The following is a 19336-nucleotide window of genomic DNA, read 5'->3' on the forward strand; positions in this document are numbered from 1 at the left end:
TAGCCTAAAGGGGCTGAATCAGCCTTGTTTTTTGGTAACAGTTTCGACGATGTGCGACGGAGCTGTATTGTATTTTTTGAATTCCATAGAGTAGCTTGCGCGACCCTGGGACATGGAACGGACGTCGGTCGCATAACCGAACATCTCACCCAGCGGAACTTCAGCACGAATTACTTTGCCGGAGACCGTGTCTTCCATACCCAAGATCATGCCGCGACGACGGTTAAGGTCGCCCATCACGTCACCCATATAGTCTTCAGGCGTAACAACCTCTACCGCCATGATCGGCTCAAGCAATTCACCACCGCCCTTCTGGGCCAGTTGCTTGGTCGCCATGGAAGCAGCCACCTTAAACGCCATCTCGTTGGAGTCGACGTCGTGGTAGGAACCATCAAACACGGTAGCCTTCAGGCCGATCAGCGGATAGCCGGCAACAACGCCGTTCTTCATCTGCTCTTCGATGCCCTTCTGGATAGCCGGGATGTATTCCTTAGGAACCACACCACCCACTACTTCGTTCAGGAATTGCAGACCTTCCTGACCTTCGTCAGCAGGAGCAAAACGGATCCAGCAGTGACCGAACTGACCACGACCACCGGACTGACGAACGAACTTGCCTTCGATCTCACAGCTCTTCGTGATGCGCTCACGATAGGAAACCTGAGGCTTACCAATGTTGGCTTCGACGTTGAACTCGCGGCGCATCCGGTCTACCAGGATGTCCAGGTGCAACTCGCCCATGCCAGAGATGATCGTCTGACCAGTCTCTTCATCGGTTTTAACGCGGAAAGACGGGTCTTCCTGAGCAAGCTTGCCCAGAGCGATACCCATTTTTTCCTGGTCATCCTTGGTCTTAGGCTCAACGGCAACCGAAATAACCGGCTCCGGGAAGTCCATGCGAACCAGGATGATTGGCTTGTCAGCGTTGCACAAGGTTTCACCAGTGGTGACGTCCTTCATGCCGATCAAGGCCGCGATGTCACCAGCGCGTACTTCCTTGATTTCTTCACGGGCGTTTGCGTGCATTTGCACCATACGACCCACGCGCTCTTTCTTGCCTTTAACCGAGTTGATCACGCCGTCGCCGGAAGCCAACACGCCCGAGTAAACACGGACAAAGGTCAAGGTACCCACGAATGGGTCGGTAGCGATCTTGAACGCCAGAGCCGAGAACGGCTCGTCGTCGCTCGCATGACGCTCCATTTGTTTTTCCTCGTCATCCGGGTCAGTACCCTTGATGGCAGGAATATCAGTAGGAGCAGGCAAGTAGTCGATAACGGCGTCGAGAACCAGGGGAACACCCTTGTTCTTGAAGGAAGAACCGCAAACAGCCAGAACGATCTCACCAGCGATAGTACGCTGACGCAGAGCGGCCTTGATTTCCTCGATGGAGAGCTCTTCCCCTTCGAGGTACTTGTTCATCAGCTCTTCGCTGGCTTCAGCCGCAGCTTCGACCATGTTGCTACGCCACTCTTCAGCCAGTTCCTGCAGTTCAGCAGGGATAGCTTCGCGACGAGGCGTCATGCCCTTGTCAGCATCGTTCCAGTAAACCGCTTCCATGGTCATCAGATCGATCTGACCCTGGAAGTTGTCTTCGGAACCGATAGCCAACTGGATTGGCACTGGAGTGTGACCCAGACGCTGCTTGATCTGAGCGATCACGCGCAGGAAGTTCGCACCAGCACGGTCCATCTTGTTCACGTAAACGATACGTGGAACACCGTACTTGTTGGCTTGACGCCATACGGTTTCGGACTGAGGCTCAACACCCGAAGTACCACAGAACACAACGACCGCGCCGTCGAGTACACGCAGGGAACGCTCAACTTCAATGGTGAAGTCTACGTGGCCCGGGGTGTCAATGACGTTGAAACGGTATTGGTCCTTGTGCTGCTTCGCAGAACCCTGCCAGAAGGCGGTGATAGCAGCAGAAGTAATGGTAATACCACGCTCCTGCTCCTGCACCATCCAGTCCGTGGTCGCGGCGCCGTCATGCACCTCGCCCATCTTGTGACTTTTGCCGGTGTAAAAAAGGACGCGCTCGGTGGTAGTGGTTTTACCAGCATCCACGTGAGCAACGATACCGATGTTACGGTAGCGGCTAATCGGAGTAGTACGAGCCATAAAGCCCTCGCAAAATTAGTGAAGCTAAAATTAGAAGCGGTAGTGCGAGAAAGCTTTGTTAGCCTCAGCCATACGGTGCACGTCTTCACGCTTCTTAACAGCAGCACCTTTACCTTCAGCAGCGTCCAGCAGTTCGCCAGCCAAACGCAGAGCCATAGACTTCTCGCCGCGCTTACGGGCGAAGTCTACCAACCAGCGCATTGCCAGAGCGTTACGACGGGACGGACGAACTTCGACCGGAACCTGGTAAGTAGCACCGCCTACACGGCGCGACTTCACTTCGACCAGCGGAGCGATGGCGTCGAGAGCTTTCTCGAAGATTTCCAGGGGATCGCTGTTCTTGCGTTCTTTAACCTTTTCCAGCGCGCCATAAACGATACGCTCGGCAACGGCTTTCTTGCCGCTTTCCATCACGTGGTTCATGAACTTGGCCAGGATTTGGCTTCCGTATTTTGGATCGTCAAGCACTTCGCGCTTGGCTGCTACGCGTCTTCTTGGCATGGATAAGCCCTCAAACGGTCTTCAGGTTCGCTCGGAATCGGTGCCCTTTCGGGACGCCTCCGACCTTACTCTTATCGACTCAGAAAATAGATAATTCAGTGTTTACAAAAAGCCGCTACTACTTAGGCTTCTTGGTACCGTACTTCGAACGACCCTGGTTACGACCTTTAACGCCGGAAGTATCCAAAGAACCGCGTACGGTGTGGTAACGAACACCTGGCAAGTCTTTTACACGACCGCCGCGGATCAGTACCACGCTGTGCTCTTGCAGGTTGTGGCCTTCACCGCCGATGTACGAGGAAACCTCGAAACCGTTGGTCAGACGCACACGGCATACTTTACGCAGTGCCGAGTTAGGTTTTTTCGGCGTGGTGGTATACACACGGGTGCATACGCCACGACGTTGCGGGCAGTTCTGCAGCGCAGGCACGTCGGATTTCTCGACGATACGCTTACGCGGCTGACGTACCAGCTGGTTGATAGTTGCCATCTACTAGCTCCACTGTTGTCTTGCGACGCTATTGTCTTGCAAGAAAAGCAAAATGGCAGGAACGAATTCCCGCCAAATTTAGGGGTACAAGAGTCTAAAGAGGATCTTGTCCCCAGTCAAGGCAAGGCCCCGACCTCCCCGCTCATCCAGCCTCGACAAATTGTCTCGATTCGATGAACGGGGGCGCCAGGGCCCCACACTTATTTATCGCAGAACTCAGTTACCGCTCGAGTTCAGCGCTTCGGTCAGTGCAGCTTCCACTTCACTGGCGCTTACGCGCAACGGTTTGTCAGCATCACGGCGGCGCTTGCGCTCGCTGTGATAAGCCAGACCGGTACCTGCCGGGATCAAACGACCCACGACCACGTTTTCTTTCAGGCCGCGCAGGTAATCGCGCTTGCCGGTTACCGCCGCTTCGGTCAGTACGCGAGTGGTCTCTTGGAAAGAGGCCGCGGAGATGAACGATTCGGTGGACAACGACGCCTTGGTGATACCCAGCAGAACGCGAGTGAACTTGGAAACGAACTTGTCGTCGCCAGCCAAACGCTCGTTCTCTACCAGTACGTGAGTCAATTCCATCTGGTCGCCCTTGATGAAAGTGGAATCGCCGGATTCAGCGATTTCAACTTTACGCAGCATCTGACGCAGAATGGTCTCGATGTGCTTATCGTTGATCTTCACGCCTTGCAGACGGTAAACGTCCTGGATCTCGTTAACAATGTACTTGGCCAGCGCACTCACACCCAGCAGACGCAGGATGTCGTGTGGATCGCTCGGGCCGTCGGAGATAACTTCGCCGCGGTTTACCTGTTCGCCTTCGAAGACGTTCAGGTGACGCCACTTCGGAATCAGCTCTTCATACGGATCGCTACCGTCGTTCGGGGTAATGACCAGACGGCGTTTGCCCTTGGTCTCTTTACCGAACGCGATGGTGCCGCTGACTTCAGCCAGAATCGAGGCTTCTTTCGGACGACGAGCTTCGAACAAGTCGGCAACACGCGGCAGACCACCGGTGATGTCACGGGTCTTCGAAGTCTCTTGCGGAATACGAGCGATAACATCACCGATCGCGATTTTCGCACCGTCTGCTACACCGACCAGGGCGTTGGCAGGCAGGAAGTACTGAGCGATTACGTCGGTACCCGGCAGCAACAGATCCTTGCCGTTGTCATCAACCATCTTCACGGCTGGACGGATGTCTTTACCGGCAGCAGGACGGTCTTTGGCATCGAGTACTTCAATGTTGGTCATACCGGTCAATTCGTCAGTCTGACGCTTGATCGTGATGCCTTCTTCCATGCCCACGTAGGTCACGGTACCTTTCATTTCGGTAACGATTGGGTGAGTGTGCGGATCCCACTTGGCCACGATTGCGCCAGCGTCGACCTTGTCACCTTCTTTAACCGAAATCACAGCACCGTACGGCAGCTTGTAACGCTCGCGCTCACGACCGTAGTCATCAGCGATTGCCAGCTCACCGGAACGGGACACAGCAACCAGGCAACCATCCACTCGCTCAACGTGCTTCAGGTTGTGCAGACGGACGGTACCGCCATTCTTCACCTGAACGCTGTCCGCAGCGGAGGTCCGGCTTGCCGCACCACCGATGTGGAACGTACGCATTGTCAGCTGGGTACCCGGCTCACCGATCGACTGGGCAGCGATTACGCCGACAGCTTCACCGATGTTCACCTGGTGACCACGAGCCAAGTCACGGCCGTAGCACTTGGCGCAAATGCCATAACGGGTTTCGCAGCTGATCGGCGAACGCACGATCACTTCGTCGATGCTGTTCAGCTCGATGAATTCAACCCACTTCTCGTCTACCAGAGTGCCGGCAGGAACGATGATTTCCTCGGTACCTGGCTTGAATACGTCACGGGCGATAACACGACCCAATACGCGCTCACCCAACGGCTCTACAACGTCACCGCCTTCAATGTGCGGAGTCATCAGCAGACCGTGCTCGGTGCCGCAATCGATCTCGGTTACAACCAGATCCTGCGCCACGTCTACCAGACGACGAGTCAGGTAACCGGAGTTCGCAGTTTTCAACGCGGTATCCGCCAGACCCTTACGAGCACCGTGAGTGGAGATGAAGTACTGAAGTACGCTCAAACCTTCACGGAAGTTCGCAGTAATCGGCGTTTCGATGATAGAACCGTCCGGCTTGGCCATCAGGCCACGCATACCGGCGAGCTGACGGATCTGCGCAGCAGAACCCCGTGCGCCCGAGTCGGCCATCATGTACATCGAGTTGAAGGACTCTTGCTCGACTTCGACGCCATGACGGTCGATGACTTTCTCTTTCGAGAGGTTGGCCATCATTGCCTTGGAAACTTCGTCGTTCGCCTTGGACCAAAGGTCGATCACTTTGTTGTACTTCTCGCCCTGGGTTACCAGGCCGGAGGCGTACTGACTTTCGATCTCTTTCACTTCGTCGGTGGCTGCACCGATGATGCGGGCTTTTTCATCCGGGATAACGAAGTCGTTAACGCCGATGGAAACGCCGGAAATAGTCGAATAGGCAAAACCGGTGTACATCAACTGGTCAGCGAAGATCACGGTCTCTTTCAAACCAACCACGCGGTAGCACTGGTTGATCAGCTTGGAGATCGCCTTTTTCTTCATCGGCAGGTTGACGACGTCGTACGACAGACCTTTTGGCACAACCTGGAACAACAGCGCACGGCCGACAGTAGTGTCGACGATACGGGTGTTGGTCACGCTGCCGCCGTCACGGTCATTGACGGTTTCGTTGATCCGCACTTTAACCTTGGCGTGCAGTGCGGCTTCGCCGGCACGGAACACACGGTCAACTTCTTGCAGATCCGCGAATACACGACCTTCGCCTTTGGCGTTGATCGCTTCACGAGTCATGTAGTACAGACCCAATACAACGTCCTGCGACGGAACGATGATTGGCTCACCGTTGGCTGGCGACAGAATGTTGTTGGTCGACATCATCAACGCGCGCGCTTCCAACTGGGCTTCCAGTGTCAGCGGTACGTGCACGGCCATTTGGTCGCCGTCGAAGTCGGCGTTGTACGCGGCGCAGACCAGCGGGTGCAGCTGGATAGCCTTACCTTCGATCAGAACCGGTTCAAATGCCTGGATACCCAGACGGTGAAGGGTCGGTGCACGGTTGAGAAGCACTGGGTGTTCGCGGATAACTTCAGCGAGAACGTCCCAAACTTCCGGCAGCTCGCGCTCAACCATCTTCTTGGCAGCTTTGATGGTGGTAGCGAGACCACGCATTTCCAGCTTGCCGAAAATGAACGGCTTGAACAGCTCGAGAGCCATTTTCTTCGGCAGACCGCACTGGTGCAGACGCAGAGTCGGACCTACGGTAATTACCGAACGACCGGAGTAGTCAACACGCTTACCGAGCAAGTTCTGACGGAAACGACCTTGTTTACCCTTGATCATGTCAGCCAGGGATTTCAGAGGACGCTTGTTGGAACCGGTGATAGCGCGGCCACGACGACCGTTGTCGAGCAAGGCGTCGACGGCTTCCTGCAACATACGCTTTTCGTTGCGCACGATGATGTCCGGAGCGGAAAGATCAAGCAGGCGCTTCAAGCGGTTGTTACGGTTGATCACTCGACGATACAGGTCGTTGAGGTCGGAAGTCGCGAAACGACCGCCATCCAATGGGACCAGTGGACGCAGATCTGGCGGCAGAACCGGCAGAACGGTCAGCACCATCCACTCTGGCAAGTTGCCGGAACCCTGGAAGGCTTCCATCAACTTCAGACGCTTGGACAGCTTCTTGATTTTGGTTTCGGAGTTGGTTTGCGGAATCTCTTCACGCAGACGGCCAATCTCGTGCTCCAGATCGATAGCGTGCAGCAGTTCACGGACAGCCTCGGCACCCATGCGGGCATCGAAATCGTCGCCGAACTCTTCCAGCGCTTCGAAGTACTGCTCGTCGTTGAGCAGCTGACCTTTCTCAAGGGTGGTCATGCCTGGATCGATAACGACATAGCTCTCGAAGTAGAGAACGCGTTCGATATCACGCAGGGTCATGTCCATCAGCAAGCCGATACGCGACGGCAGCGATTTCAGGAACCAGATGTGGGCAACTGGCGAGGCCAGTTCGATGTGCGCCATGCGCTCACGACGAACTTTTGCCAGCGCGACTTCAACGCCGCACTTCTCGCAGATCACGCCACGGTGCTTCAAGCGCTTGTACTTACCGCACAGGCACTCGTAATCCTTTACCGGGCCAAAGATCTTGGCGCAGAACAGGCCGTCACGCTCAGGTTTGAACGTACGGTAGTTGATGGTTTCCGGCTTTTTAACTTCACCGAACGACCACGAACGGATCATCTCAGGCGATGCCAATCCGATACGGATGGCGTCGAACTCTTCGACTTGACCCTGGTTTTTCAGCAAATTCAGTAGGTCTTTCAAGGCCTTTCCTCCTGGCGGAGCAGAGAGCGGGCAATCCTGCCCCGCTCTCATTCGCGTCACGTGTTATTCGGTTTCCAGATCGATATCGATGCCGAGGGAACGAATTTCCTTGATCAACACGTTGAAGGACTCGGGCATGCCCGGCTCCATACGGTGATCGCCGTCCACGATGTTTTTGTACATCTTGGTCCGGCCGTTCACATCGTCCGACTTCACTGTGAGCATTTCTTGCAGAGTGTATGCAGCACCGTATGCTTCCAGTGCCCAGACCTCCATCTCCCCGAAACGCTGACCACCGAACTGCGCCTTACCACCCAGCGGCTGCTGGGTAACCAGGCTGTACGAACCGGTAGAACGAGCGTGCATCTTGTCGTCTACCAAGTGGTTCAGCTTCAGCATGTACATGTAGCCAACGGTAACCGGGCGCTCGAACTTGTTGCCGGTACGGCCGTCAGTCAGCTGCATCTGGCCGCTTTCTGGCAGGTCTGCCAGTTTCAGCATGGCCTTGATTTCGCTTTCCTTGGCACCGTCGAACACCGGAGTGGCCATCGGTACGCCGCCGCGCAGGTTCTTCGCCAGATCCAGGATTTCCTGGTCGGAGAAGTCATCGAGGCTTTCCTGACGACCGCCGATCTCGTTATAGATCTCGTGCAGGAATTTGCGCAGCTCAGCAACCTTACGCTGCTCTTCGATCATCCGGTTGATCTTCTCGCCCAGACCTTTAGCCGCGAGGCCCAGGTGGGTTTCAAGGATCTGACCAACGTTCATACGCGAAGGTACGCCCAACGGGTTGAGGACGACGTCGACCGGGGTGCCATTGGCATCGTGCGGCATGTCTTCAACCGGCATGATCACGGAGACCACACCCTTGTTACCGTGACGACCGGCCATCTTGTCGCCCGGCTGGATGCGGCGACGGATTGCCAGGTAAACCTTGACGATTTTCAGCACGCCTGGAGCCAGGTCATCGCCCTGCTGCAGTTTGCGTTTCTTGTCTTCGAACTTGTCGTCCAGCAGACGGCGGCGATCAACGATGTAGGCCTGAGCCTTCTCGAGCTGCTCGTTCAGAGCATCTTCAGCCATGCGCAGTTTGAACCACTGACCATGCTCAAGACCGTCGAGAACTTCGTCGGTGATTTCCTGACCTTTCTTCAGACCGGCGCCGCCTTCGGCTTTGTGGCCGACCAGAGCGGAACGCAGACGTTCGAAAGTAGCGCCTTCAACGATACGGAACTCTTCGTTCAGGTCCTTGCGGATCTCGTCGAGTTGAGTCTTCTCGATCGACAGAGCACGAGCATCACGCTCAACGCCGTCACGGGTGAAGACCTGTACGTCGATAACAGTACCCTTGGTACCGGTAGGTACGCGCAGGGAAGTGTCTTTAACGTCGCTGGCTTTTTCACCGAAGATCGCACGCAACAGCTTCTCTTCCGGAGTCAGCTGGGTCTCGCCTTTCGGAGTGACCTTACCAACCAGAATGTCGCCTGCGCCTACTTCAGCACCTACGTAAACGATACCGGCTTCGTCCAGCTTGTTCAGTGCAGCTTCACCCACGTTCGGGATGTCCGCAGTGATTTCCTCTGGCCCAAGCTTGGTGTCACGCGCCACACAGGTCAGTTCCTGGATGTGGATCGTGGTGAAGCGGTCTTCCTGAACCACACGCTCGGACAGGCAGATGGAGTCTTCGAAGTTGAAGCCGTTCCATGCCATGAACGCGATGCGCATGTTCTGACCCAAAGCCAGTTCACCCATGTCGGTGGACGGACCGTCGGCCATGATGTCGCTACGCTGAACCCGATCACCCTTGCTCACCAGCGGACGCTGGTTGATGCAGGTGTTCTGGTTGGAGCGGGTGTATTTGGTCAGGTTGTAGATGTCGACACCAGCTTCGCCGGTTTCAACTTCGTCATCAGCAACACGAACCACGATACGGCTGGCATCAACGGAGTCGATCACGCCACCACGACGAGCCACGACGCAAACGCCGGAGTCGCGAGCCACGTTACGCTCCATGCCGGTACCTACCAGCGGCTTGTCAGCGCGCAGGGTTGGTACAGCTTGACGCTGCATGTTCGAACCCATCAACGCACGGTTGGCGTCGTCGTGCTCGAGGAACGGGATCAGCGACGCTGCAACCGAAACTACCTGCTTCGGCGATACGTCCATCAAGGTGACGTCTTCCGGCGCCTTGACGGTGAACTCGTTCAAGTGACGAACAGCCACCAGCTCGTCGATCAGGACTTTCTTGTCGTTCATCGTGGCCGAAGCCTGAGCGATCACGTGATCAGCTTCTTCGATGGCGGACAGGAACACGATCTCGTCGGTGACCAGAGCGTCTTTCACCACACGGTACGGGCTCTCGAGGAAGCCGTACTGGTTGGTGCGCGCATAAGCGGCCAGGGAGTTGATCAGACCGATGTTCGGACCTTCCGGCGTTTCAATCGGGCATACACGACCGTAGTGAGTCGGGTGTACGTCACGAACTTCAAAGCCCGCACGCTCACGTGTCAGACCACCAGGGCCGAGTGCAGAGACACGACGCTTGTGGGTGATCTCGGACAGCGGGTTGTTCTGGTCCATGAACTGGGACAGCTGGCTCGAACCGAAGAACTCTTTCACCGCCGCAGCCACTGGCTTGGCATTGATCAGGTCTTGCGGCATCAGGCCTTCGCTTTCAGCCATCGACAGACGCTCTTTGACCGCACGCTCAACACGCACCAGGCCAACGCGGAACTGGTTCTCGGCCATTTCGCCTACGCAGCGAACACGACGGTTACCCAGGTGGTCGATGTCATCGACGATGCCTTTACCGTTACGGATGTCGACCAGAGTCTTCAGTACCGCGACGATGTCTTCTTTGCACAACACGCCCGAACCTTCGATCTCGGTACGACCGATACGACGGTTGAACTTCATCCGGCCGACCGCAGACAGGTCATAGCGCTCAGGGCTGAAGAACAGGTTGTTGAACAGAGTCTCGGCAGCGTCTTTGGTTGGCGGCTCGCCAGGACGCATCATGCGATAGATCTCGACCAGCGCTTCCAATTGGTTGCTGGTGGAGTCGATCTTCAGTGTGTCGGAGACGAACGGACCGCAGTCGATATCGTTGGTGTACAGAGTCTCGATGCGAACGACCTGGGCCTTGGCGATTTTCGCCAGGATCTCGGTGTTCAGCTCGGTGTTGCACTCTGCCAGGATTTCGCCGGTTGCCGGATGCACGATGACCTTGGCGGTAGTGCGACCCAGGACGTAGTCCAGAGGCACTTGCAGCTCTTTGATCCCGGCCTTTTCCAGCTGGTTGATGTGGCGAGCGGTGATACGGCGACCTTGCTCGACAATAACCTTGCCTTTGTCATCCAGGATATCCAGGACAGCAATTTCACCACGCAGGCGCTGAGGCACCAGTTCCAGGCTGAGGTTTTCACCCTGCACGTGGAAGACGTTGGTGGTGTAGAACGCGTCCAGCACTTCTTCAGTGGTATAGCCGAGCGCGCGCAGCAGTACCGATGCAGGCAGCTTGCGACGACGGTCGATACGCACGAATACGCAGTCTTTCGGGTCGAACTCGAAGTCCAGCCACGAACCGCGGTAAGGAATGATCCGCGCGGAGTACAGCAGTTTGCCGGAGCTGTGCGTCTTGCCACGGTCGTGGTCGAAGAACACGCCCGGGGAACGGTGCAGCTGGGAAACGATTACACGCTCGGTACCGTTGATTACGAAGGTACCGTTCTCAGTCATCAGGGGGATTTCACCCATGTAGACTTCTTGCTCTTTGATGTCCTTGATCGCTTTGTTCGACGATTCTTTGTCGAAAATGATCAGGCGCACTTTTACCCGCAAAGGTACGGCGTAAGTTACACCGCGCAATACGCATTCTTTGACATCAAATGCCGGTTCGCCCAGGCGATAACCGACGTACTCCAGCGCAGCATTGCCGGAGTAGCTGATGATCGGGAAAACGGATTTGAAGGCCGCATGCAGGCCCACGTCGCGGAACTGATCTTTAGTCGCTCCCGCTTGCAAGAATTCACGATACGAATCCAGCTGGATGGCCAGGAGGTACGGCACATCCATGACGTCCGGCAACTTGCTAAAGTCCTTGCGGATACGTTTTTTCTCAGTATATGAGTAAGCCATCAGCGTTCCCCAGCTTGGTCACCTGCTTGTTTGGCCCCTCCCGACGGGAGCAGCCAGAAAATCGTGCAAACCCCATGGTTTGCGCCACCGCATCGGGTGGTACAGCTCGTTATCGGCACCGACCCAGTCGGCTGCCAATAACGGAAAAAGGCCGGTGGCAAGAGCCACCAGCCATCAGCCTTTCGCTTAACGCTCGGGCTGGAGACGCAAAGTCGAAGCTTACTTCAGCTCGACTTTAGCGCCTGCTTCTTCCAGAACTGCTTTGGCTTTGTCAGCTGCGTCTTTGGCAACAGCTTCCAGAACCATGGCAGGAGCGCCGTCAACTACAGCCTTGGCTTCTTTCAGGCCCAGACCGGTCAGTTCACGTACAGCCTTGATCACGTTAACTTTCTTCTCGCCAGCTTCGGTCAGCATGACGTTGAATTCGGTTTGCTCTTCAGCAACGGCAGCAGCAACAGCTGGACCAGCCGATGCAGCAGCAGCGGTAACGCCGAATTTTTCTTCGAAAGCTTTGATCAGTTCAACAACTTCCATTACGGACATGTTGCCAACGGCTTCAAGGATATCGTTTTGAGAGATAGACATGACTCTAATTCCTGAATTGGGGGACGGCCTACGCGACCATCGAAATAAACAAAAAACGCGAGAAGATGGCGAGCCTTAGGCTGCAGCAGCTTCTTTCTGGTCGCGAATTGCCGCCAGAGTACGAGCCAATTTGCTGGTAGCGCCTTGAATCACGCTCATCAGCTGAGAAATTGCTTCGTTACGGGTCGGCAGAGTTGCCAGTACGTCGATTTGGTTAGCTGCGAGGAACTTGCCCTCGAACGCAGCTGCCTTGATCTCGAACTTGTCCTGACCTTTTGCGAATTCCTTGAAGATACGAGCAGCAGCGCCCGGATGTTCTTTGGAGAATGCAATCAAGGTCGGGCCAGTGAACACGTCGTTGAGAACACTGTATTCAGTGTCAGCAACAGCGCGCTTGAGCAGGGTGTTACGTACAACACGTACGTAAACGCCAGCTTCACGAGCCTCTTTACGGAGTCCGGTCATAGCGCCTACTGTTACGCCACGGGCATCAGCCACGACAGCGGACAGAGCAGCTTTGGCAGCCTCGTTGACTTCAGCGACGATGGCCTTCTTGTCTTCGAGTTTAATTGCCACGGGTTTAACTCCTGCTTGTTACCGTTTCATCCAGCCGAGGCCGGATGTCGTTTTGGTGTCTGATTCGGTAAGGAACCGGGAGCACCATCTGCGTAGGCTTGAGGTTTAAGACTTGCGTCGCCTACGGTCTTGGATAGCCCCCGCCAGGCAGGGACCCCAATTTTTCAATTGGCGCAATCACTTGCGCCAATCTGTGTCTTACGCGTCGAGCGAACCCTGGTCGATGACCAGACCTGGGCCCATAGTGGTGCTCAGGGTAACGCGCTTGACGTAAATACCTTTCGAGGAAGCTGGCTTGATACGCTTCAGATCAGCGATCAGGGCTTCAACGTTTTCCTTCAGCTTGACGGCATCGAAACCGACTTTGCCAACGGAGGTGTGGATAATGCCGTTTTTGTCGGTGCGATAACGAACCTGACCAGCTTTTGCGTTTTTAACCGCGGTAGCTACGTCTGGCGTTACGGTGCCGACTTTAGGGTTAGGCATCAGGCCACGTGGACCGAGGATCTGACCCAACTGACCTACAACACGCATTGCGTCCGGGGAAGCAATAACTACGTCATAGTTCAGGTCGCCGCCTTTCATTTCGGCAGCCAGGTCGTCCATACCTACGCGATCAGCGCCGGCAGCCAGAGCAGCTTCAGCTGCCGGGCCCTGGGTGAACACAGCAACGCGAACGGTCTTGCCAGTGCCGTGTGGCAGCACAGTAGCGCTACGAACAACCTGGTCAGATTTACGCGGGTCAACACCCAGGTTCACAGCAACGTCGAACGACTCGCTGAACTTGACAGTCGACAGCTCAGCCAGCAGAGCAGCGGCGTCTACAAAGTTGTAGGCCTTGCCCGCTTCGATTTTGCCGGCGATAGCCTTTTGGCGCTTGGTCAGCTTAGCCATTACACACCCTCCACGTTAAGGCCCATGCTACGAGCAGAACCGGCGATAGTACGCACGGCTGCTTCCATATCAGCTGCAGTCAGATCCGCGTTTTTGGTTTTCGCGATTTCTTCCAGCTGAGCACGAGTTACAGTGCCAACCTTAACGGTGTTTGGACGAGCGGAACCGCTAGTCAAACCAGCAGCCTTCTTCAGCAGAACCGAAGCCGGGGTGCTTTTAGTTTCGAAAGTGAAGCTACGGTCGCTGTAGACAGTGATGATCACTGGAGTCGGCAGACCTGGCTCAATACCCTGAGTACGGGCGTTGAAAGCCTTGCAGAATTCCATGATATTCACGCCGTGCTGACCCAGAGCAGGACCAACAGGTGGGCTTGGGTTAGCCTGAGCGGCCTTCACTTGCAGCTTGATGTAAGCGGTAATCTTCTTGGCCATGAGGCACTCCAATTACGGGTTCGAACGCCTCGAGAGGCTCCCCGGTTACTTGCGCGTTTATCCCAGTGACGACAAAACCCCACAGCCTAGGGCTGCGGGGTTGGGATGCTTGCTCGGCTAGACCTTTTCGACCTGGCTGAACTCTAGCTCTACCGGAGTAGAGCGACCGAAAATGAGCACTGCGACCTGGATCCGGCTCTTTTCGTAGTTAACTTCTTCGACCGTGCCATTAAAATCAGCAAACGGACCGTCGGTAACACGAACCACTTCACCCGGCTCGAACAGAGTCTTGGGCTTCGGCTTGTCGCTACCATCAGCAACACGACGCAGAATTGCTTCCGCTTCTTTGTCAGTGATTGGTGCAGGTTTATCGGCGGTACCGCCGATGAAGCCCATCACCCGAGGAGTATCCTTGACCAAGTGCCAAGTACCCTCATTCATATCCATCTGGACCAGTACGTAACCTGGGAAGAATTTACGCTCGCTTTTGCGCTTCTGGCCATTACGCATTTCAACCACTTCTTCAGTGGGAACCAGAATTTCGCCGAAGCCATCTTCCATGCCAGCCAGCTTTACGCGCTCGATCAACGAGCGCATGACATGCTTCTCGTAACCCGAGTAAGCATGCACAACGTACCAACGCTTAGCCACGGGACACCCTTAGCCAACAATCAAGGAAACAAGCCAGCCGAGCAGGGAATCAAGCCCCCACAACAGCAACGCCATAACCAGAACAACAGCCACCACAATCAGGGTGGTCTGCGTGGTTTCTTGGCGAGTTGGCCACACGACTTTACGAATCTCGGTGCGAGCTTCCTTAACCAGTACAAAGAAAGACTTGCCCTTGACGGTCTGCAGGCCTACAAAGGCAGCTACAGCAGCAATAACAAGCAAAGCGAGTACACGGTACAGGATCGGCGCAGCATGGTAATACTGATTGCCGACAACGCCAACAACTACCAAGGCGACTACTACAAGCCACTTGAGCAGATCGAAGCGAGAGCCTTGAGCTTCAGCTTTAGGAGTCATCTATGAAGATCCTGTGAAAAGAAAGCCAGACACACTGAGTGAATCTGGCAGGTCAGGAGGGAATCGAACCCCCAACCTACGGTTTTGGAGACCGTCGCTCTGCCAATTGAGCTACTGACCTAAAACAAAATTAGGCCGACCATTATGCCGGCCTAAAAAAGACATTACAACAACTTACTCGATGACTTTTGCTACGACACCAGCGCCGACGGTACGACCGCCTTCACGGATAGCGAAACGCAGGCCATCTTCCATCGCAATGGTCTTGATCAGGGTAACAGTCATCTGAATGTTATCGCCTGGCATCACCATCTCAACGCCTTCTGGCAGCTCACAGTTACCAGTCACATCAGTCGTACGGAAGTAGAACTGCGGACGATAGCCTTTGAAGAACGGAGTATGACGCCCGCCTTCTTCCTTGCTCAGAACGTAAACTTCCGCAGTGAACTTGGTGTGCGGCTTAACCGAACCCGGCTTGACCAGCACCTGACCACGCTCAACATCATCACGCTTGGTACCACGCAACAGAACACCACAGTTCTCACCTGCACGACCTTCATCGAGCAGCTTGCGGAACATTTCAACACCCGTACAGGTGGTGGCAGTAGTGTCACGCAGACCAACGATTTCCAGCGGTTCTTGAACACGAACAATACCGCGCTCGATACGACCAGTCACAACAGTACCGCGACCCGAAATCGAGAACACATCTTCGATCGGCATCAGGAATGGCTTGTCGATAGCACGCTCAGGCTCCGGGATGTAGCTATCCAGAGTCTCAACCAGCTTCTTGACTGCAGTGGTGCCCATCCCGTTATCGTCCAGACCTTCCAGCGCCATACGAGCAGAGCCGATGATGATTGGAGTGTCGTCACCCGGGAAATCGTAAGTGCTCAGCAGATCGCGCACTTCCATCTCAACCAGCTCCAGCAGCTCAGCATCGTCTACCAGATCAGCCTTGTTCAGGAAAACCACGATATACGGAACACCTACCTGACGGGACAACAGGATGTGCTCACGAGTTTGCGGCATCGGACCATCAGCAGCCGAGCAAACCAGGATAGCGCCATCCATCTGAGCAGCACCGGTAATCATGTTCTTCACATAGTCAGCGTGACCCGGGCAGTCAACGTGCGCATAGTGACGCACGGCCGAGTCATACTCAACGTGAGCGGTGTTAATGGTGATGCCACGAGCTTTTTCTTCTGGGGCGCTATCGATCTTGTCGAAGTCAACTTTGGCCGAACCGAAAACTTCGGAGCAGACGCGAGTCAGAGCGGCAGTCAGAGTAGTCTTACCATGGTCGACGTGACCAATGGTGCCTACGTTGACGTGCGGCTTATTACGTTCGAACTTTTCCTTAGCCATCGAAATCACCCCTAGGAGAAGAATTAAGCAAGTCACACTAGCCATTAAAACAAAGGCAGATATTTTCATATCTGCCTTGTTATATGGAGCTCTTGAGCGGATTTGAACCGCTGACCTCACCCTTACCAAGGGTGTGCTCTACCAACTGAGCTACAAGAGCTAAACACTTTGCACAACCTGCAAACTTGGAGCGGGTAGCGGGAATCGAACCCGCATCATCAGCTTGGAAGGCTGAGGTTCTACCACTAAACTATACCCGCGTAAGCTTGCAGCTCACGCTAAAAATGGTGGAGGGGGAAGGATTCGAACCTTCGAAGTCGTAGACGTCAGATTTACAGTCTGATCCCTTTGGCCGCTCGGGAACCCCTCCTAAGCGAGCCGGCATTCTACATCATGCCAGCCTTCTGTCAAGCATTTTCTCATTAAAAACCTGAGGTTAGCTGCGTTGACCTCGCTTCACACCGTTGACCGTTAAAGGTCTTCACTGCGAAGCGGGCGCCATTCTATGCAACCTATTCAGCAGTTGCAACCCCCTCGCATGGCATTATTTTATGTTTTAACTCATTGAATTCTTTAGCAAGGTTCTGCAGCACGGAATCATCAGCCAAACGCCGGCTCTCTGGAGCTACACGCATCCAATATCCAACAGAATCAGGAAGAGAAACCGATAGCTGCTGAACCTTGATGTCGAGAGCGGCCAATCGCTGTTCAAGCGTCTTCGCCGTTTCCTGACGAGCAAAACCACCCAGATAAAGGCAACTGGTATCTGCCTGTGCAGATTTACCCTTATCACGTGCAGCCACCGCATCAGGCGTTTCGCTCAGCAGACGAATATCCTGCTGCGAACCTTTATACAAACTTAACGGAGTGACGTCCTTCGCACGCAAGGGCGCCTCCTGTTGGTGCCAGACGTAATAGAACACATTGAGGACCAGCAACAGCAGAAACAACCAACGCATAAAAACCTCAGGACAATGGGCACGCCATGGCCAAACCAACGAATACGAGATCCGGCACCACCCGCGCCTCTGGCACGACTCCAGAAACCAGGCCAGCGTCACCACCAGTGAGGAACACCGAGAATTCCTGCCCCCAATAGCTACGCGCCAGCTCCAATTGCGTAAGGACAAACCCTCTTAACATCAATGAACATCCACGCTCGACGGCCTCCACTGTATTTCGCCCCGGTTCAAAGCTATCGAGCGCCCTGGATGCCGCAAGATCGTTATAGCGGATTCGCCGGGTGTGGGTGCGCAACTGGTTACGCATCAAGGGCATTCCTGGACAAATGAACCCTCCTAGATGCTCGCCATCCGCCGCAATGTAGTCTGCGGTAAGCGCAGTACCAAAATCGAGAACCAGACAAGCTCCCGACGCAAGATGAAATGCGCCAAGCATCGCAAGCCAGCGATCAAGGCCCAGCCGCTGATAATCCTCGTAACCGTTGCGAACTCCAGACATTTCACGAGCCGGTGCCGCACAGGACACCGCTACACCGAATGCATCGACCAGCAAGGAAACTAGCGCAGCAGTCTCTTCATTGGTTCTTACACTTACCAGACGACAGTACTTGAGATTCAACCCATCATAGCCGCGCAGACTTTCCAACAAAGCCAGATCCGAGTCGACCACTCCCTCGGCAACCAGGCTTGTCGCATCTGCGTGCAGCACACGCCATTTAATAAAGCTGTTCCCGCAGTCGAGCTCAAGAATCATCGCGCAACCTCAGACTTAGCTCACCACCACTGAACACTTTTTCTACGCCACCTACGCTCAAACGCAACGCACCCTGACCATCAATCCCTATCACCTCACCGTCAATCCGGTTCACTCCAGCAATCAGCGAAACCGCACGCCCCTGCCATAGATGGCCTTGCTCCCACTCCGCCTGAAGCGCTGAAAAACCCGCCGACTGATGACGACTCAGATACCCCTGGAGAACAACCCCCAAACGCGCCACTAGAAGATTACGATCAAACGCCCTACCTGCTTCGAGACGCATAGAGGTCCACTGCTGATCGACCTCATCAGCAATCTGCATATTTACATTGATTCCTACACCCAGAACGACATGACACACATCAGCAGGATCGCCAACCAACTCCAACAATATGCCGGCGATTTTCTTCTCCCCCACCAGGACATCGTTCGGCCACTTCAAACCAGCTCCAGCAATGCCCAGATCGCGTAGCGTTTGCATCACGGCAAGGCCGACGACCAAGCTAAGCCCCTCAAGCTGGCGCATACCACCATCGATTCGCAGCACGAGGCTATAGTAGACATTTTCGGCAAACGGGCTCACCCACTTGCGGCCGCGTCGACCGCGACCAGCAGTTTGTCGCTCTGCAAGCACAAGAAACGGTGCAGCCATACCACGCCCTATAGAGCGCAAAGCTTCAGCGTTGGTGGAGTCAATCGAATCAAAGACTATTACGGGCCAGCCGCAAGCAGGCGAATGCTCACTGATCTCCACGGCGTTGAGCAGAGTCAACGGCGCACTCAACTGGTAACCACGACCGCGCACCTTGTGGATAGAAACCCCCAACTCAGTCTCGAGGTGCTGGAGCTGTTTCCATACTGCGGCACGACTAATACCTAGAGCAGCGCCCAGCACTTGACCGGAATGGAAACGACCGTCCTTCAGGAGCTTTAACAACGTCAGCATGCAAGTATCGCCTCACAATGAGGTCCGCATGATAGCCATGCCCCGGGCTGTTGCATAGAAATCGTAAGAATCAACTTTCTCGCAGGCAAAACAAAACCCCAACTGCTTTCGCAATTGGGG

General features: G+C 55.0%; 15 protein-coding genes and 4 tRNA genes. All 19 read right to left on the minus strand.

The window, feature by feature from the left end; translation table 11 throughout:
* Positions 1-18: 18 nt before the first annotated feature.
* A complete protein-coding gene (gene fusA / locus BK658_RS10715; protein ID WP_019693879.1) occupies positions 19-2124 on the minus strand; it encodes an elongation factor G in 2106 nt (701 codons plus the stop codon).
* A gap of 30 nt (positions 2125-2154) precedes the next feature.
* Positions 2155-2625, minus strand: a complete 471-nt coding sequence (gene rpsG / locus BK658_RS10720; protein ID WP_002555493.1) for a 30S ribosomal protein S7 — start codon at positions 2623-2625, stop codon at positions 2155-2157.
* A gap of 118 nt (positions 2626-2743) precedes the next feature.
* Positions 2744-3115, minus strand: a complete 372-nt coding sequence (gene rpsL / locus BK658_RS10725; RefSeq protein WP_002555494.1) for a 30S ribosomal protein S12 — start codon at positions 3113-3115, stop codon at positions 2744-2746.
* Positions 3116-3331: 216 nt separating this feature from the next.
* Positions 3332-7531 (minus strand): DNA-directed RNA polymerase subunit beta', encoded by a 4200-nt coding sequence (gene rpoC / locus BK658_RS10730; protein ID WP_123582270.1) that lies wholly within the window; start codon positions 7529-7531, stop codon positions 3332-3334.
* 63 nt (positions 7532-7594) lie between these two features.
* Entirely contained in the window at positions 7595-11668 is a 4074-nt protein-coding gene (gene rpoB, locus BK658_RS10735; RefSeq protein ID WP_123423427.1) for a DNA-directed RNA polymerase subunit beta, read from the minus strand.
* 219 nt (positions 11669-11887) lie between these two features.
* Positions 11888-12253, minus strand: coding sequence for a 50S ribosomal protein L7/L12 (gene rplL / locus BK658_RS10740; RefSeq protein WP_003206098.1), 366 nt, complete (start codon positions 12251-12253; stop codon positions 11888-11890).
* Between the two features lie 75 nt (positions 12254-12328).
* Positions 12329-12829 carry a 50S ribosomal protein L10 gene (rplJ, locus tag BK658_RS10745; protein WP_123582271.1) on the minus strand — a complete coding sequence of 167 codons (501 nt, stop codon included), beginning with the start codon at positions 12827-12829 and terminating at the stop codon, positions 12329-12331.
* 198 nt (positions 12830-13027) lie between these two features.
* Positions 13028-13723, minus strand: coding sequence for a 50S ribosomal protein L1 (gene rplA / locus BK658_RS10750; RefSeq protein WP_019693883.1), 696 nt, complete (start codon positions 13721-13723; stop codon positions 13028-13030).
* Positions 13723-14154 (minus strand): 50S ribosomal protein L11, encoded by a 432-nt coding sequence (gene rplK, locus BK658_RS10755; protein ID WP_008008888.1) that lies wholly within the window; start codon positions 14152-14154, stop codon positions 13723-13725. The genes rplA and rplK overlap by 1 nt, the downstream gene beginning before the upstream one ends.
* Positions 14155-14271: 117 nt before the next feature.
* The gene (gene nusG, locus BK658_RS10760) at positions 14272-14805 is read right to left on the minus strand and encodes a transcription termination/antitermination protein NusG (RefSeq protein WP_010443972.1); all 534 of its coding nucleotides are present in this window, start codon (positions 14803-14805) and stop codon (positions 14272-14274) included.
* Positions 14806-14814: 9 nt separating this feature from the next.
* Positions 14815-15183: a preprotein translocase subunit SecE gene (secE, locus tag BK658_RS10765; RefSeq protein ID WP_019693884.1), complete on the minus strand. Its 369-nt coding sequence runs from the start codon at positions 15181-15183 to the stop codon at positions 14815-14817.
* A gap of 45 nt (positions 15184-15228) precedes the next feature.
* Positions 15229-15304: transfer RNA gene (locus BK658_RS10770), tRNA-Trp, on the minus strand.
* Between the two features lie 53 nt (positions 15305-15357).
* The gene (gene tuf, locus BK658_RS10775; protein WP_123582272.1) at positions 15358-16551 is read right to left on the minus strand and encodes an elongation factor Tu; all 1194 of its coding nucleotides are present in this window, start codon (positions 16549-16551) and stop codon (positions 15358-15360) included.
* A gap of 84 nt (positions 16552-16635) precedes the next feature.
* Positions 16636-16711: transfer RNA gene (locus BK658_RS10780), tRNA-Thr, on the minus strand.
* A gap of 26 nt (positions 16712-16737) precedes the next feature.
* Positions 16738-16811: transfer RNA gene (locus BK658_RS10785), tRNA-Gly, on the minus strand.
* A gap of 25 nt (positions 16812-16836) precedes the next feature.
* Positions 16837-16921 (minus strand) — tRNA-Tyr (locus tag BK658_RS10790).
* 142 nt (positions 16922-17063) lie between these two features.
* The gene (locus BK658_RS10795) at positions 17064-17510 is read right to left on the minus strand and encodes a hypothetical protein (protein ID WP_123582273.1); all 447 of its coding nucleotides are present in this window, start codon (positions 17508-17510) and stop codon (positions 17064-17066) included.
* A gap of 7 nt (positions 17511-17517) precedes the next feature.
* On the minus strand, positions 17518-18267 hold the full coding sequence (locus BK658_RS10800) for a pantothenate kinase (protein ID WP_123582274.1): 750 nt from the start codon (positions 18265-18267) through the stop codon (positions 17518-17520).
* Positions 18257-19216, minus strand: a complete 960-nt coding sequence (birA, locus tag BK658_RS10805) for a bifunctional biotin--[acetyl-CoA-carboxylase] ligase/biotin operon repressor BirA (RefSeq protein ID WP_123582275.1) — start codon at positions 19214-19216, stop codon at positions 18257-18259. The genes BK658_RS10800 and birA overlap by 11 nt, the downstream gene beginning before the upstream one ends.
* Between the last annotated feature and the right edge of the window lie 120 nt (positions 19217-19336).

This window comes from Pseudomonas brassicacearum, assembly GCF_003732175.1.
In the GTDB taxonomy this organism is placed as follows: domain Bacteria; phylum Pseudomonadota; class Gammaproteobacteria; order Pseudomonadales; family Pseudomonadaceae; genus Aquipseudomonas; species Aquipseudomonas brassicacearum_G.